This window comes from Haemophilus pittmaniae, from assembly GCF_900186995.1.
GTDB classification, from domain to species: Bacteria; Pseudomonadota; Gammaproteobacteria; order Enterobacterales; family Pasteurellaceae; genus Haemophilus_D; species Haemophilus_D pittmaniae.
The window spans coordinates 1,734,420-1,749,521 of sequence record NZ_LT906463.1 but is presented as its reverse complement, the minus strand read 5'-3'; the positions used below and the strand labels follow the sequence as shown (position 1 = coordinate 1,749,521).

At 43.0% G+C, this 15,102-nt stretch carries 15 protein-coding genes; 6 read left to right on the top strand and 9 right to left on the bottom strand.

Going from position 1 to position 15,102, the window contains the following annotated elements; genetic code table 11:
- The first annotated feature begins 12 nt into the window (after positions 1-12).
- Genes CKV74_RS08445 through CKV74_RS08435 form a run of 3 tightly spaced genes read left to right on the top strand, consistent with a single transcriptional unit; the run spans position 13 to position 2,595 of the window.
- Positions 13-810 (top strand): ABC transporter permease, encoded by a 798-nt coding sequence (locus CKV74_RS08445; protein WP_007243602.1) that lies wholly within the window; start codon positions 13-15, stop codon positions 808-810.
- Positions 810-1,502, top strand: coding sequence for an ATP-binding cassette domain-containing protein (locus tag CKV74_RS08440; protein WP_007243652.1), 693 nt, complete (start codon positions 810-812; stop codon positions 1,500-1,502). Before CKV74_RS08445 ends, CKV74_RS08440 begins: the two co-directional genes overlap by 1 nt.
- Positions 1,495-2,595, top strand: a complete 1,101-nt coding sequence (locus CKV74_RS08435) for an NnrS family protein (protein WP_007243636.1) — start codon at positions 1,495-1,497, stop codon at positions 2,593-2,595. The genes CKV74_RS08440 and CKV74_RS08435 overlap by 8 nt, the downstream gene beginning before the upstream one ends.
- A gap of 51 nt (positions 2,596-2,646) precedes the next feature.
- Here CKV74_RS08435 and CKV74_RS08430 read toward each other — a convergent pair whose 3' ends face one another.
- Complete coding sequence (locus tag CKV74_RS08430) at positions 2,647-3,030, bottom strand: MerR family transcriptional regulator (RefSeq protein ID WP_007243601.1); 384 nt, start codon at positions 3,028-3,030, stop codon at positions 2,647-2,649.
- 85 nt (positions 3,031-3,115) lie between these two features.
- On the opposite strand from CKV74_RS08430, the gene CKV74_RS08425 reads away from it, so the two are divergent.
- Both CKV74_RS08425 and CKV74_RS08420 read left to right on the top strand, forming a co-directional pair.
- Positions 3,116-3,727: a cation diffusion facilitator family transporter gene (locus CKV74_RS08425; protein WP_095177005.1), complete on the top strand. Its 612-nt coding sequence runs from the start codon at positions 3,116-3,118 to the stop codon at positions 3,725-3,727.
- Between the two features lie 19 nt (positions 3,728-3,746).
- Positions 3,747-4,364 carry an endonuclease III domain-containing protein gene (locus CKV74_RS08420; protein ID WP_039847960.1) on the top strand — a complete coding sequence of 206 codons (618 nt, stop codon included), beginning with the start codon at positions 3,747-3,749 and terminating at the stop codon, positions 4,362-4,364.
- 149 nt (positions 4,365-4,513) lie between these two features.
- Here CKV74_RS08420 and ppc read toward each other — a convergent pair whose 3' ends face one another.
- Together ppc and purR are read right to left on the bottom strand one after the other, a co-directional pair.
- Positions 4,514-7,150, bottom strand: a complete 2,637-nt coding sequence (gene ppc / locus CKV74_RS08415) for a phosphoenolpyruvate carboxylase (RefSeq protein WP_007243629.1) — start codon at positions 7,148-7,150, stop codon at positions 4,514-4,516.
- A 294-nt stretch (positions 7,151-7,444) separates the two neighbouring features.
- Complete coding sequence (purR, locus tag CKV74_RS08410) at positions 7,445-8,455, bottom strand: HTH-type transcriptional repressor PurR (RefSeq protein WP_007243655.1); 1,011 nt, start codon at positions 8,453-8,455, stop codon at positions 7,445-7,447.
- A 343-nt stretch (positions 8,456-8,798) separates the two neighbouring features.
- Between purR and dapD the strand changes: the two genes are divergently transcribed.
- Entirely contained in the window at positions 8,799-9,626 is an 828-nt protein-coding gene (dapD, locus tag CKV74_RS08405; RefSeq protein WP_007243552.1) for a 2,3,4,5-tetrahydropyridine-2,6-dicarboxylate N-succinyltransferase, read from the top strand.
- A 200-nt stretch (positions 9,627-9,826) separates the two neighbouring features.
- Here dapD and hybG read toward each other — a convergent pair whose 3' ends face one another.
- The 6 genes from hybG to hybA are packed head-to-tail and all read right to left on the bottom strand — an operon-like array spanning position 9,827 to position 15,101.
- Positions 9,827-10,102 carry a hydrogenase maturation factor HybG gene (hybG, locus tag CKV74_RS08400; protein WP_007243596.1) on the bottom strand — a complete coding sequence of 92 codons (276 nt, stop codon included), beginning with the start codon at positions 10,100-10,102 and terminating at the stop codon, positions 9,827-9,829.
- A gap of 27 nt (positions 10,103-10,129) precedes the next feature.
- Positions 10,130-10,636, bottom strand: coding sequence for a hydrogenase-2 assembly chaperone (hybE, locus tag CKV74_RS08395; protein WP_007243580.1), 507 nt, complete (start codon positions 10,634-10,636; stop codon positions 10,130-10,132).
- A gap of 26 nt (positions 10,637-10,662) precedes the next feature.
- Positions 10,663-11,136: a HyaD/HybD family hydrogenase maturation endopeptidase gene (locus CKV74_RS08390; RefSeq protein ID WP_007243606.1), complete on the bottom strand. Its 474-nt coding sequence runs from the start codon at positions 11,134-11,136 to the stop codon at positions 10,663-10,665.
- Complete coding sequence (hybC, locus tag CKV74_RS08385; protein WP_007243608.1) at positions 11,136-12,845, bottom strand: hydrogenase 2 large subunit; 1,710 nt, start codon at positions 12,843-12,845, stop codon at positions 11,136-11,138. Before hybC ends, CKV74_RS08390 begins: the two co-directional genes overlap by 1 nt.
- The gene (hybB, locus tag CKV74_RS08380) at positions 12,845-14,071 is read right to left on the bottom strand and encodes a Ni/Fe-hydrogenase cytochrome b subunit (protein ID WP_095177004.1); all 1,227 of its coding nucleotides are present in this window, start codon (positions 14,069-14,071) and stop codon (positions 12,845-12,847) included. Before hybB ends, hybC begins: the two co-directional genes overlap by 1 nt.
- On the bottom strand, positions 14,064-15,101 hold the full coding sequence (gene hybA, locus CKV74_RS08375; protein WP_095177003.1) for a hydrogenase 2 operon protein HybA: 1,038 nt from the start codon (positions 15,099-15,101) through the stop codon (positions 14,064-14,066). The genes hybB and hybA overlap by 8 nt, the downstream gene beginning before the upstream one ends.
- Position 15,102 lies beyond the last annotated feature (1 nt).

Below are 15,102 nucleotides of genomic sequence, written 5' to 3'. Positions count from 1 at the left end.
GAATCACATCACATGATTAAAACAGACAAAATCCGTAAACCGCAACCAGTGTTGTTTTACATTATCGACTACCTCTGGAGCGGTTTTGCCGGCTTGAGTGTGGCAATGATGGTTGTCGCACTGTGGGCATGGGGCAGCGTGGTATTTGGTGAGTTTATGTTGCCGGCTCCCGCGGATGTTTTTCAAAAAGCCCTTGAGCTGCTTGAAAATTTCCAACAAAACGAAATCGGTATTTCACTATGGCGTTCCGTTGTGGGCATTACCATTGCATTAGTCGCTGGCTTAGCCGCGGGGCTGATTGCGGGCAGCTTTAAAACCGCTATGGCATTGCTCAAACCCGTAATTACGATTTTATTAGCCATGCCGCCAATTATTTGGGTTGTGATGGCCTTATTTTGGTTTGGCTTTGGCAACCCAAGTGTGCTATTTACCATTATCGTATTAGTCGCTCCGCTGACCTTTGCCAGTGCCGCTATGGGTATGGCAAGTGTAAACAAACAACATGAAGAATTGTTTGATGCGTACAAACTCGGATTGTGGAAAAAAATCCGCTATTTGTACGTTCCCCATCTCACAGGCTATGTCATTTCCAGCATTGGCGTGGCGGTTGCGATGGGCGTAAAAGTGGTAATTATGGCAGAGCTTTTGGGAGCCAATGAGGGGGTGGGTGCGAAAATTGCCGATGCTAGAGCCATGTTAGATACTTCAACAGTCATGGCTTATGTGCTGTTGGTGATTGTGTTTGTTTCCCTCTTTGAATATTTGATTACCAAGCCATTGGAAATCCTGTTTATGCCGTGGAGAAGATAATGCTGAGTTTAAAGAATGTGCGTTTTGAAATTCTCCGCGATCCTATCGTGCGCGATTTCAGTATGGATTTACAACCAGGCGAAGTAAAAACCTTATTCGGCCCAAGCGGTTGTGGCAAAACTACTGTACTGCGTTTAATTTCAGGTTTAGAAACACCAAAATCAGGCGAAATCAATAATACATTCCGTAAAACAGGCTTTCTGTTTCAAGAAAATCGTCTATTAGAAAATCTCACTGCCATGCAGAATATCGCCATTTTTATGGATAATCCTAATGAAAATGAAATCATTGCGCTGGCAGAAAAGATCGGGCTTTCCTCTGGGGATTTGAATAAATACCCGACCGAATTATCGGGCGGTATGGCAAAACGCGTGGCATTTTTGCGTCTATTACTATGCGGCTGTGATTTAGCCTTATTGGACGAACCTTTTGTCGGTTTAGATCGTGATTTGCGTAATATTTTAGCCGCTATGTTGGTAGAGAAAATAGAGCAACAAGGCATGGCTTGTATCTTGGTGACACATGATCGTTTTGAAGCTGTTCGCTTAAGTCGAGAAATTATGCAACTTTCGCCAAAGGGTATGGATGTGCAAAATGTGATTACTTTGCCAACGCCATTATCCGAACGTAATTCAGCCTTTGAAGAAGCCGTAGTTGCACGTGAATTTCAAGGAATCCATTACTATGAATAATTTCTTTAGTCATCCGATGCGACCGTTTTTTGTTGGTGCGGCCATTCTAGCGATTGTTGGTGCATTGATTTTTTTCATCAGTCCAGATGATGCGATTGTGTTACACCGCAAAATTTTCTTAGAGTTTATGCTACCGGCCGCATATGGCGGATTTCTTACCGCATCCATGCTTGAATGGACGGATTACAAAGGCAACTTAAAACCTATTGCCATCATTTTAGCCATACTCTTACTTGCGGGATTGATGTTATTGCCATTTTCCCCACAAACTGCCTCGTTTTTAGTCGCTGCGTATTGGTTAGCGTTGTTACTTTTTTGCAGTTGGCTGTTTTGGTTGGATCACAATACCGACAATTTTACTCTGCTGATGTTACTTGCGGCATTTATGGTTTGTCAGACTGCTTATGCTATGAGCGATAGCTTGAAATTATTGCGGGCACAAGTGCATTTAAATATGGCGGCAGTGATGTTTGTGTCTATTCGGGTGAGTGTGTTATTAGGGGCGGAAGCACTGAAGGAAAGTCATTTAAAAGATCCCGTGTTTATCCCAAATGTCGTGTATAAAAATATCGCGATTATATTTTTATTGCTTCATACGGCAGCTGAACTTTGGTTACCTGCGCAAACTACCGTTTTTACAGCCTTTGCAGTTGGCTTTATCCTGCTGGCTAAATTACGCGAATTGCATCATTACGAATTGCTACGTAAACATTACGTACGCATCTATTACTTTCTTCAACTGTTTGCAGCAATCGGCTATCTGTGGATAGGTATGGCAAAATTACTCGATGAATCCACCGCTGATCCATTACATATGATTACACTTGGCGGCATTCTCGGTAGCATAATGATGATCTGGCTCACCGCAGGATTATGGCATAGTGGCTTTACCAAACTGGATTATCCAAAACTTTGCCGGCTGGCCCTGCTTTGCCTTTTCACCGCAGCCATTGCACGTGCTTGTTTAATGTATGTGGATGAGATGTTTTTTATTACTATTCCGGCTATTTTGATCGCTAGTGCATTTGGACTGTATTTGGCGACTTTCGTACCGATATTCCGAAACAATGCCTTTACGGATGATCCGGAATAATGATAAATCCGCACATCAAGGTGCGGATTTTTTATATTTTTTAGACAGTATTTAATAGGCTTTTAATTGCGCCATTGCTCTACAATCTGCGGCTTGATGATCACCTTCGGTAATCAAACCTTGTAGGAAATTTCTAATCTCCGTTAATTCAGCAATTTTTTCTTCGACTGAAACCAAATGTTTTGCCAACATACTATCCACTTCACAATGTTGAGATTGTTGCGTTTTCAGCTCATTAAAGAACTTAATTTCAGCCAGGCTAAAATCTAACGCTCGGCAGGTTTTAATAAACTTTAATTGTTTCAAACTGGCTTCATCATAATCTCGATAACCATTTGCCAGACGTTTAGGCTCTGGCATTAAGCCCATTTTTTCATAATAACGGATGGTTTCTAAATGAATGCCACTTTGTTTGCTGAGTTCGTGAATTTTCATCTTTCTTAAATCAAATCTTGACCTTGTAGTTACTACGGACTTTATACTTTATCCCAAGTTAATTAAGCACACAATTAGGAGCAGTATGTCAGACCATCATACCCATGAACATCATGCTTATTTATCCCATGAGCATATTCCACAAGATAAAAAAATCTTAGCCTTTAGTTTTGCCATCATTACCGGTTTTATGGTTGTTGAATTTATTGGTGGCTATTGGTTTAACAGTTTGGCATTAATGGCCGATGCCGGACACATGGCGAACGATAGCTTGTCGCTATGTTTAGCCTTGTTGGCGCTGTTTCTGTCCGCTCAAAAACAACGATACATTGCTTTACTCAATAGCGGCTCATTGATTATTGTGGCATTGATGATTTTAGTTGAAGCGATTCAACGCTGGCACAATCCCATCGAGATGATGGCATTACCGATGCTTGGTGTTGCTTTACTTGGATTGCTGATAAATCTTTTCGTTGCCTGGATAATGTTGAAAAGCGATCATGACAACCTCAATATTAAAGCAGCTTATTTACATGTACTGACGGATTTATTCGGTTCCATTATTGCGATACTTTCCGGTCTAAGTGCCTATTTTCTGGGATGGTTATGGGTTGATCCATTGGCAAGTATGGTGTTAAGTGTACTGGTGTTAAAAAGTGGGATTAATGCGTTCCGCTTGGCATTAAAAAAACAGTGAAAATGAAATGGAAATACTTATGCTTGATAAAATCGAACAAACCTTAGAAAAATTATATCGTCATTATGGCGAACAGAATTGGTGGAACGACAAAAATCGCTTATCCGATTGGGTTTCAATGATTTTAATTCAGCAAACAACCGCAAAAAATGCCATCAATGCGTTGCAGCAGATAGAGGATATTTTAACCTTGGAACAACTACTCGCTGTGTCAGATGAAGAATTACAACAACGTATTCGCCCAGCAGGATTTTATAAACAGAAGAGTGCTTATATTAAATATCAAATGAGATGGTTTGCTGAACAAGGCGGAGAGTTATCTGCCTTTAAAACAATACCAACGGAGACGCTACGCAAACAGCTACTTTCTCTAAAAGGTGTGGGGCCAGAAACTGCAGATGCGATGCTGCTTTATCTTTTCGAACGTAAAGTTTTTATCGCCGATCAATATGCCCTACGTCTCTTTAATCGTCTAGGTTTAAGCCAAGCACAAACTTATACTGCTTTACGCGCTGAATGTATGCCGCTAATGGAACGTATTTCACTGAAAACCGCCCAAGAATGGCATGCAGTAATTGATGAACATGGTAAAGTGTTTCGACAAGCTACCTTACTGAATGAGGATTGGCTGCGTTAAAGAGGATACTATCATTATTTTTTAAACATATATAATAAAATCAATGAGTTACATGTGTTTTTTGCAAAAAATCTGATTTTTGATGGGGCGTTTGGGAGATTGTGGAAAAATAAAAAGGCGTGCTTGGCACGCCTTTTTTGTTTGGGAGTCTAGCCCGTATTGCGCATACCGGCTGCAATACCGGTGATGGTGATCATTAAGGCTTGTTCTACGTCTGGATTGACTTCCGGATTGGCACGGAAGCGGCGTAATAATTCAACCTGCAATAAATTTAGCGGGTCGGTATAGATATTACGCAGGGCAATGGAATCGGCAATCCAAGGTAAATCGGACATTAATTCATCGGTGTGGGAAAGCGATAATACGGTTTTGATGTCTGCTTGTAATTGAGCGCGTAGGCTTTCCCCCAAATACCATAATTCCGGCGCGACCAAGGCATGATCGTATTGTTCGGAAAGCCAGGTGTCGGTTTTACTGAATACCATTTCCAACATGCCGATACGGGTGGAGAAGAATGGCCAAGCTTTGCACATTTCTTCGATCACTGCGCCATGTCCTTGTTCGATGGCTTGGCGAATAGAGGCGCCGGCCCCTAACCAGGTTGGTAACATTAAGCGATTTTGTGTCCAGGCAAAAATCCATGGAATAGCCCGTAGACTTTCTACACCGCCATTCGGATTACGTTTGGCAGGGCGTGAACCTAATGGCAATTTGGCCAGTTCCTGTTCCGGTGTTGCGCTGCGGAAATAAGGAACGAAATCTTTATCGCCACGCACTACATCACGATAGATTTTGCAGGAAGCCGCAGAAAGTTCATCCATGACTGCACGCCAACTGTCTTTTGGCTCCGGCGGTGGTAATAGATTGGCCTCTAAAATAGCACTGGCATAAAGGTCAAAGGTTTCCACCGCAACGGCCGGTAAACCGAGTTTAAAGCGGATCATTTCACCTTGCTCGGTCACCCGTAAGCCATTTTTCAGGGATCTTGGCGGTTGGGATAATAATGCCGCATGGGCTGGTGCACCGCCACGCCCCACGGTACCGCCACGGCCGTGGAAGAGGGTAAGTTCAATGCCTAAATCTTCACAAAGGTTTACCAAGGCTTCTTGCGCACGATATTGTGCCCAAGAAGCGGCCATCATGCCGGCATCCTTGGCTGAATCAGAATAACCGATCATCACCATTTGACGATTATTAATCACACCACGATACCAACCGATATTAAACAATTGACGCATCACATCTTCTGCGGCATCCAAGTCATCAAGGGTTTCAAATAATGGCATGACCGGAATATGGTATGGTACGCCCGCTTCTTTGAGCAATAAATGCACAGCCAATACATCGGAGGCACTGCGTGCCATGGAAATGATGTAGCAGGAAATGACGCCTGGTTGTTGTTCCGCCAACACTTTACAGGTGGCTAAAATTTCTTGGGTGGTAGCCGATGGCTGCCAGTTGGTTGGAATCAATGGACGACGCGAACTGAGTTCGCGAATTAGGAACGCCTGTTTGTCATCTTCCGTCCATTGTGCGTAATCACCCAAGCCAATGTAGCGGGTAATTTCTGCGATAGCATTGGTGTGTTGCGTGCTTTCTTGACGGATATCCATTTGTGAAAGGGTGACACCGAAGCAACTGACGCGATGGAGAATATCCAATAACGAACCATTGGCGATGATCCGCATACCGCAAGCAAGTAAGGATTGATAACAATCGTAGAGCGGTTCCCACAGTTGTGCATCCTGCTCAATGATTTCTGTCTTTGCGGCACGAGGAATGCGATCTGCCAATAAGTCGCCGTAATAGGCGAGGGTGGTGGTTAATTTGCTGCGTAGTGCTTTCACCACAAAACGATAAGGTTCTAAATGATCGCCATATTTATTGCGGAATTCTTCGGTGCAGCGAGCCATGGAGAGTTCTTCGGCCAGTGCACGGATATCGTTGAGGAATAAATCAGCCGCTTTCCAACGGGCTAAATACAATACTTTACGAGTGATTTCAGCGGTTACAAAAGGGTTACCGTCACGATCGCCGCCCATCCAAGAGGAAATGCGTACCGGTTTTAAGCCGACCGGTAAGTCGTAGCCTAAAAACTCGCGGGAGTATTCATTGAGTTGGCGTAAAAATTCTGGTACTGCTTGCCATAGGCTGTTTTCAATCATGGCATAACCCCATTTGGCTTCATCAAATGGTGTTGGGCGCACGGTGCGGATTTCGTTGGTATGCCAAGCTTCTGCAATCAGACGCAGCAAATAACATTCGATGACATTGCGTTCGCGTTCGGTTAAATCATCATGTTCCAATTTGCTTAAGCAATTATTGATTTCCACGTGTTTATGGATTAATGAACGACGGGTTGTTTCCGTTGGGTGGGCGGTTAATACCAACTCAATTAAGAGTTTTTCAATGGTTTGATAAACCTCATCCTTAGACGCATTTTGGGCTTTTAAACGTTGAAAAAGCGCGCGTAACGAACGAGCGGAAGATTGACTATCGCTGTGTTTGCGGGAAATGGTTTGATATTGCTCGGCAATATTGGTGAGGTTCAAAAATTGGCTAAATGCTCGCGCCACCGGAATGATATTGTCATTAGAAATGGTGCTGAGGGTATCTAGCAAGGCCTGACGGGCAGTATCATCGCCGGCACGGGAATCGCGAGAAAGCTGACGGATATTTTCAATCAGCTCTAAAATATCAGCACCCTGCGCATCATTGATGGTTTCTCCGAGAAAACGCCCCAACATATTGATGTTGCTGCGTAATGTTGCATATTCCTGAATCATAAAAACTCCTCAAAAGGATAAAATAAAATTAAACCGAGGCAGATATAATCAAAAATGTGTACTAGGGTCAAATGCTATTAGGAGTTAAATTGAAATAAATTAATAAAATTAAAATTTATCTAAACCGACTCTTTTATTTTTAGAGAAAATCTAAATTAAATTGAAAAAAGATAAATAGCACGATTAAGCAAAAAAGCAGAAATGATAATGGGGCAAAAGACGCCCCATTGTTTTTTAGAGTTTTTGTAAAAATCAATCCTAAGTCATTGATTTTATTATGGTTGATTTAAAAAGCTATGCTTCTAGCCGTTTTACGGATTTACGTTGTACCAATTCAGGGTGTAACACAATGTGATGTGGTGTTTTTTCGCCCTCTTTATTGGTGATCCGCTCAAGTAACAAATTCACCGCTTGCGCACCGAGACGGGATTTCGATTGATGGATGGTGGTTAATGGCGGAGCATAGAAACGCGAAGAGTGAATGTTATCGTAGCCAATAATTGAAATATCTTCAGGTACACGCAAGCCTTTTTCGGTAATGGCGGAAATCGCACCGAGCGCCATTACATCGTTACAGCAGAACACCGCAGTCGGTAATTCGGCTTGTTTAAGAATTTTGTTCATGCATTCGTAGCCGTCTTCCGGCTCAAAAAAACCTTCCATCACCCAGTTTGGATTAATGCTCAAGCCTGCTTCCTGCATGGCGCTGACAAAGCCTTCATAGCGGGTTTGAGCGGTGGTCTTATCTAATTCTCCGGCAATAATGCCGATGGCGCGATGGCCGTTGTCAATCAAATGACGGGTGGCCAAATAACCGCCGGCAAAGCTGTTATCTTCAATTAAATCACTTTGAGTATTAGGCCCCCAATCCATCACCACCATTGGGACGGCAGAGTAGTCGGAAAGCAAATCCAAGGAATATTGAGTATATTCGGAACACATCACCAACAAGCCATCAACGCGTTTTTTCACTAGCATTTCTAAGTGATTTTTGATTTTTTCCGGTGAGTTTTGGGTATTACACAAAAACAACGAATAGCCCTGACGATAGCAATGTTCTTCAACCGCATGAATGATTTCGGCAAAATATGGGGATTCGCTGGTGGTCACGATCATTCCGATAGATTTTGTGGTATTCACTTTCAGACTGCGCGCAACCGCACTCGGCGAATAGTTCAGCGCTTTAATAGCCTGCATCACAGCCTCTTGGGTTTCTTCTGCGACGAAACGGGTTTTGTTAATCACATGGGATACGGTCGTTGTGGATACACCGGCCATCTTGGCCACATCTTTGATCGTTGCCATAATTTGTCTCCAAAAAAGTTTTGCCCATTATAGGGATTAGGCAACAAAAGGAAAGAAAATAGGCAAGAAAAATTTGCTCCAAATGTAAAAGTTTTGTTAGAATCTGCGCGATTCTAACTAATTCTTTTTTAAGGGGAATACAAATGAGTGATTTCGGTTATGCAATGGTTATGGTGATGTTTGCCCTTTTCGTTGTTGTGGGACTTTCAACCTTGATCTTTTTATAAAAAAATCATTGAAATAAACCGCATTAGGGATTGCCTGATGCGGTTTATTTTTTGCCTAAAAAAGCAAAATATGGTAAAACTACTGCCGTTTTTTTAACTAAAAAATAGGAAGCAAAATGTCAAATTTACAAAACATCATCGAAGCCGCATTTGAAAAGCGCGCTGAAATTACCCCGAAAACCGTAGATGCGCAAACCCGTGTAGCAATTGAAGAAGTCATCGAAGGCTTAGATTGCGGTAAATATCGTGTTGCTGAGAAAATCGATGGTGAATGGGTGACTCACCAATGGCTGAAAAAAGCGGTATTGCTTTCTTTCCGTATCAATGATAACCAACTTATCGACGGTGCTGAAACCAAATATTATGACAAAGTAGCTTTAAAATTTGCCGATTACACCGAAGAACGTTTCCAACAGGAAGGTTTCCGCGTAGTGCCTTCTGCAACAGTACGTAAAGGTGCATACATCGCGAAAAATACGGTATTGATGCCTTCTTATGTCAATATCGGCGCTTATGTGGGCGAAGGTACAATGGTAGATACTTGGGCAACCGTTGGATCTTGTGCTCAAATCGGTAAAAATGTGCATTTATCCGGTGGCGTGGGTATCGGTGGTGTATTAGAGCCGTTACAAGCAAACCCAACCATCATCGGTGATAACTGCTTTATCGGTGCTCGCTCCGAAGTGGTTGAAGGGGTGATTGTGGAAGATGGTTGTGTGATCTCCATGGGCGTATTTATCGGCCAATCCACCAAAATCTATGATCGCGAAACCGGTGAAATTCATTACGGCCGTGTTCCTGCGGGCTCTGTTGTGGTTTCCGGTAGCTTACCGTCTAAATGTGGTAAATATAGCCTGTACTGTGCAGTCATCGTGAAAAAAGTGGATGCCAAAACCTTAGGTAAAGTTGGTATTAACGAATTATTACGTACTATCGACGAATAATCATATCGTTCAAAAGAAAACCGCGCCCTTAGAGCGCGGTTTTTTATTTGATAAAAGGACAAAGTTACAAGCTCGAAACAGAAAACGTCACATTTTTTCAGTTTTTTTAATAGTTATAATAAAATCAATGGGTTATAGTTGATTTTTAGAAAAATTCTTAAAATCGAAGGGGCGTTTGATGTCACATTCGCCCCCCTTTTTTAGCGTTGATTTAAGCCGAGAAAATCACCGACTTCGTGCTCTAATTGACTCATTGCCAAGAGTGCATTTTGCGTCTCTTTAGCTTCTTCCTCATCAATTATGCTCATGGCAAATCCAACATGCACCAATACCCATTTATGTAGTAGCTCAGCTGGATCTTGGTCACAGATCAATGAAATATTCACTTCCCGTTGTACGCCACAGACATCAACTGTAGCTAATTGCAGGGCACTATCACCGATTTCGACGATTTGGCCCGGAACGCCTAAACACATAATATTCACTCCATTTGAAAAATGCGCTTATTTTAACATAGCTTGAAATAGATTGCGGCGGTTTTGGTTGAGTTTCGGCTGCTCAGCGTTGATGGAAAGTACCATACGCAAACAATCTTGGGTCAATTGCTTGGCCTGCTGGTTAGAAAGCCCGGGATCGAGCGGTGATTGCAGGGAGCAGCTTAAATATTGTGGAATTTGTTCCAAACCGCTAACGGTAAAAGTCAGGGCTTTATACGGTAGTTGTATATTTAATTTATCGCCTAACTCACGCGCTTCCCAAGTTTGTCCTGGGCCTGGGAGCACCAAAACACTTATCATCCAAGGGGTCAGAACCGTACCGATCCATTGTTCTTCAAAGAGTACAAATTTCGGACAAAAACATTCAATACCCTGACGATAGAAGGGGAGATCTTGCATATTGGGTACGGTTTTTTGCATTTCCTGTAAAAATAATTCACTAGGATTATCTTCAAAACCAACAATTTGAGTTGCTGGTGCATTTGGGGCAGCAGTTGTTTCGTGTCGATACATAAATTTAAAAAGGGGCATAAGCCCCATTATTGATTAAAGTTTAAACCATAGCCTGTGGCGGCTTGGCGTAGAGCAGTGAAAATGGCCGGAAAGGCATTTTGCACCGTTTGACTTAGTGTCATTTGTGGCTCTAAAGTTTCCGGCTGGATACCGATGAGGCATAAATGGCTTGGAAACTCGTCGGTTAATTTTAAGGCAGAAAGTACATCGCACAAACCCAATTGATGGGGTGAGATTTTACGGGAGAAAAATGTCGGTACCTGCTCATCGTAAAGTGTGATGATTTCACCTGGTGCTTTATTGGCTAATACCGCATCGATCACAATGATATGTTGTCGATTGGCCATTAGGTCCAGCAATTCCATTCCACAGGTACCGCCGTCAACTACATCAAATTCTGCAGTTATGGACGGATTTTCTTCAAGCTGTTGGGCGATGCGCACGCCAATGCCTTCATCGCCCAACAAGATATTGCCTATGCCTAAAATCAGCGGCTTCATTAGAGAACCTTCACTTCAGTTACTTCACCGTTTTCCGTGTTCACCACGTGTACGGCACAAGACATGCAAGGGTCAAAGGAGTGAATAGTACGTACCACTTCCAATGGTTTGCTTGGATCCGCAATTGGTGTACCGATAATGGAAAGCTCATAAGGTCCCATTTCGTCATTTTCATTACGCGGGCCAGAGTTCCAAGTAGATGGTACCACCGCTTGATAGTTTTCGATTTTACCGTCTTTGATGACAACCCAGTGGGAAAGCATACCGCGTGGCACTTCACCGAAGCCTACACCACGGAATTCACCGCTTTGTGGAATTTCAGTTTTTAAGTAAGCCACTTCATCGCCTTTACCGATATTGTCGATTAGCATTTGCCATTGTGCACCAAGGATATCGTTAATTGCACAGCAATGTACTGTACGGCCAATGATTCGTCCCATAGTGGAATGCAATGCATCAACACTTAACTCTTTGCCGGTTAGGGTTTGATACAGCGCTTTTATCTCATTGAAGTGAGTCATTGTTGGTTTGTCGTTGGCTGCAATACCGGTCATCAAGTAGGCTAATGGACCCACTTCGACCACTTTACCGTAGAAAGTTGGTGATTTAACCCAAGAGTATTTACCATCATCTTGCCAACCGGTGTATTTTGGACGAGTTAAACCGGCCCAAGGTTCTAATGGTTGATCATCTTCATACCAAGCGTGTTTACCACTTTCTTTAATGCCTTTTACAACGAAGTCATCTTTTTGTTGGGTGATTTCACGGAAAGTACCAAGACCATAATTTTCAACATAACCGCCTTTGAGCATAAATACGGAGTTATTAGCATCAATTGGATATTCCGGTACGGAGAGGTAGTTACCTGAAGTTTTACCCAATTCAAACCATTCCGGATAGTAAGCCCCGAATACGGCCGCATCGACTTTATATACCTGATTGATGAAGTCTGTTAGACGGTCGATACAGGATTTTACAAACATTAAGCGCTCTAAATTAAGCACTGCTTGCGAATCTAAGTTAATAGGGTTTGCTACACCACCAATTGCCAAGTTTTGGATATGTGGTGTTTTACCGCCTAATAATGCGACTACGCGGTTAGCGTCACGTTGACATTCCAATGCTTGCAGATAGTGAGCTACGGCGATTAAGTTGACTTCTGGCGGTAATTTCATTGCCGGGTGACCAAAGTAACCGTTGGCAAAAATGCCTAATTGTCCGCTGTCGACCAACGCCTGGACTTTTTTCTGCACATTGCGGAATTCATTGGCACTATTTAATGACCATGTGGAAACACCTTTTAACATTTCCGCAGCTTTTTCCGGATCCGCTTGAAGTGCGGCAGTGATATCTACCCAGTCCATTGCGGAGAGTTGATAGAAGTGCACAATATGGTCATGGATATTGTGAGCTGCCAAAATCATATTACGAATATATTGAGCGTTAACTGGCACTTTAGCACCGATCGCATCTTCAACAGCGCGTACGCTAATAATGGCATGAACCGTGGTACAAACACCGCAAATCCGTTGCATAATCATCCACGCATCACGGGGATCGGCACCTTTTACGATATTTTCCATACCACGCCACATTGTGCCGGAGGACCAAGCATTGGTCACTTTGCCGTTTTCAATTTCACAATCAATACGTAAATGACCTTCAATACGAGTGATCGGGTCGATTGAGATACGTTGTTTTTCAGTCATTATTCTGCTCCGCTAACTTTTTTACTGAATGCCGCTTTTTCGGCAATAATTTGTTCCGATTCCTCTGTGTGTTTTTCTTTAAACACCGGTAATACAGGGAATAGACGTACAATTAAAATATAGGCACAAACTTCGATAGAAACGAAACCAATTGAAATTAACAATTCTTGTGCCGATGGGAAATATTCATAGCCATTACCCGGATCATACATGATCAGCGAGTAGTTCATCCGCCAAAGGGCTGCGCCAAGCAACATGCTTAATGCGGAAATAAATAGCCAACGAGCGTCTGAGCGTTTTTCCCCGAGGAAAAGGGTTAGTAATGGTAATACCATTAACCAAATTTCCATCCAGAACATCCAAGCTTCAAAATTATGCAATTTATCGAAACCAAGCACATAGTGAAGTTTGTCATGATAAATTAATTCGCCAAAACGTACTAATAGGAAACAGCTAATTAAGCCGGCAGTAACTTTGGCCAATTGGCTGAATAAATGGCGTTCGTCAGGGGTTTTACCGGCAAGACCCGCTTTAACTAAGGAGCCTTCAAAAATTACAATGGAGAAACCCATGATAAAGGCGGTAAGCAATGAAAGTATTGGTAACACTTCATAGCTTTGCCATACCGGATGAACTTTATGACCGGCAACGATCATTAATGAACCCATTGAGGATTGGTGCATCATTGGTAAGAGGGCACCTAATGCAATGATGAAGAACATCACTTTATTAAGTTTGTTAAACCATTTTTTCAAGCCAAGGAAACCTAACCAGACCGGTGCAAATTCTAAAGTAACCACACAGATATAAACGGTCATACAGAAAGCGGTTTCAAACAATACCGAGTTGGTGTTGAATTGGCCTGGTACATAGAAGTATGGTAAGTGCCAGTAACGCCCCATATCGATAGTGATAGAAAGACCACCCAAGGAATAGCCGAATAGGCTGGCAAGCAGAGCCGGACGAACTAAACCATGATATTTCCCTTTATTAAAAATATACACGGTCCAAGCCAAAGCCCAGCCACCACAGGCGAAGCCGGTACCGACCAAAAGGTCGAAGGCAATCCATAAACCCCAAGGATAACCACCATTTAATGCGGTTACAGAACCGATCCCAAAGACTAAACGCTTTAAGATAAGCACGGCACAGATCACAGCCAATGGGGCAAAAAAGATAATAGCCGCGGAAATTAAACGACCGCCGACCGGACGTGGGTTACTCATGGTGTTCGTCCTCCGCTTCTTCTATTTCTTTGCGAGCCTGACGCATCGCTTCTTTTTGTTTTTCAATACGTGCGGCAATTTGATCGCCATGCATATTTTTGTATGTCATCACGGTAAGACCTGCAAGGGCGACTAATGGCAATGCTAAGCCTCGATAAAGGAAGTGTTGCAAATGTGCAGCACGGGAGCCGGTTGCTTGTTCTTCCAATGGAGGTAAACCGAGATTTTCAGTTGGTACAGCACTTAATACTAGCACTTGAGTACCACCACCTTCTTTCTCACCATAAACATGGTATTGATAGGCCGGTACAGTAGCTCGGTATTTATCGGTGCTATTAACTGTTTGTCGAGGATAATCATACTCGGTGCCGCGTAATAGACTTAAGCGTCGTTTGGCTTCAGCTAATAATTCCTCACGGGTGCCGAAAATAATGGCACCGGTAGGGCAAACATGGCAGCAACCTGGAATTTCACCTTTATCTAAACGTTCCACACCTTTTTGGTTACAAAGTTCACATTTGCTGATTTCACCGAATGGGTTGTCGTAATCGTATTTTGGTACATCGAATGGACAACCCACCATGCAATAACGGCAGCCGGTACAAATATCCGGATCGTATTTAACGATACCGGTTTTTGGATCTTTGGTTAAAGCTTGTACCGGGCAAACGGCAACACAGTTTGGATCCACGCAATGCATACATTGTTTTTTTACATATGCGTAGCCATTTTCCGTTTTGTCTTTATTTTTGCCATCGCCATCGGACCAAACTTGGATGATATTACGGGTGAATGGAGAGAGTTTGTCGTTATTTGCCCAGATCTGTTCGCCTTTGGGATTGACAGGAGTATGGTTGACCTGTTGACATTCCGCGACACAGGCTTGACAGCCTACGCACAGAGTCGAGTCATATAGCATACCCAAGGCGCCCGGGATCGGTTCAACGGTTTCCGATGCCTGTGCACTGACAGGTAAGGTTGAAACCGCACCACCGAGCAAACCCGCTTTGAGAAATTTGCGTCTATCCATG

Bases quoted from the DNA above. Each gene is read 5' to 3' on its own strand.
- CKV74_RS08445 (WP_007243602.1), top strand. From the start codon at position 13: ATGATTAAAACAGACAAAATCCGTAAACCGCAACCAGTGTTGTTTTAC.
- CKV74_RS08440 (WP_007243652.1), top strand. From the start codon at position 810: ATGCTGAGTTTAAAGAATGTGCGTTTTGAAATTCTCCGCGATCCTATC.
- CKV74_RS08435 (WP_007243636.1), top strand. From the start codon at position 1,495: ATGAATAATTTCTTTAGTCATCCGATGCGACCGTTTTTTGTTGGTGCG.
- CKV74_RS08430 (WP_007243601.1), bottom strand. From the start codon at position 3,030: ATGAAAATTCACGAACTCAGCAAACAAAGTGGCATTCATTTAGAAACC.
- CKV74_RS08425 (WP_095177005.1), top strand. From the start codon at position 3,116: ATGTCAGACCATCATACCCATGAACATCATGCTTATTTATCCCATGAG.
- CKV74_RS08420 (WP_039847960.1), top strand. From the start codon at position 3,747: ATGCTTGATAAAATCGAACAAACCTTAGAAAAATTATATCGTCATTAT.
- ppc (WP_007243629.1), bottom strand. From the start codon at position 7,150: ATGATTCAGGAATATGCAACATTACGCAGCAACATCAATATGTTGGGG.
- purR (WP_007243655.1), bottom strand. From the start codon at position 8,455: ATGGCAACGATCAAAGATGTGGCCAAGATGGCCGGTGTATCCACAACG.
- dapD (WP_007243552.1), top strand. From the start codon at position 8,799: ATGTCAAATTTACAAAACATCATCGAAGCCGCATTTGAAAAGCGCGCT.
- hybG (WP_007243596.1), bottom strand. From the start codon at position 10,102: ATGTGTTTAGGCGTTCCGGGCCAAATCGTCGAAATCGGTGATAGTGCC.
- hybE (WP_007243580.1), bottom strand. From the start codon at position 10,636: ATGTATCGACACGAAACAACTGCTGCCCCAAATGCACCAGCAACTCAA.
- CKV74_RS08390 (WP_007243606.1), bottom strand. From the start codon at position 11,136: ATGAAGCCGCTGATTTTAGGCATAGGCAATATCTTGTTGGGCGATGAA.
- hybC (WP_007243608.1), bottom strand. From the start codon at position 12,845: ATGACTGAAAAACAACGTATCTCAATCGACCCGATCACTCGTATTGAA.
- hybB (WP_095177004.1), bottom strand. From the start codon at position 14,071: ATGAGTAACCCACGTCCGGTCGGCGGTCGTTTAATTTCCGCGGCTATT.
- hybA (WP_095177003.1), bottom strand. From the start codon at position 15,101: ATGGATAGACGCAAATTTCTCAAAGCGGGTTTGCTCGGTGGTGCGGTT.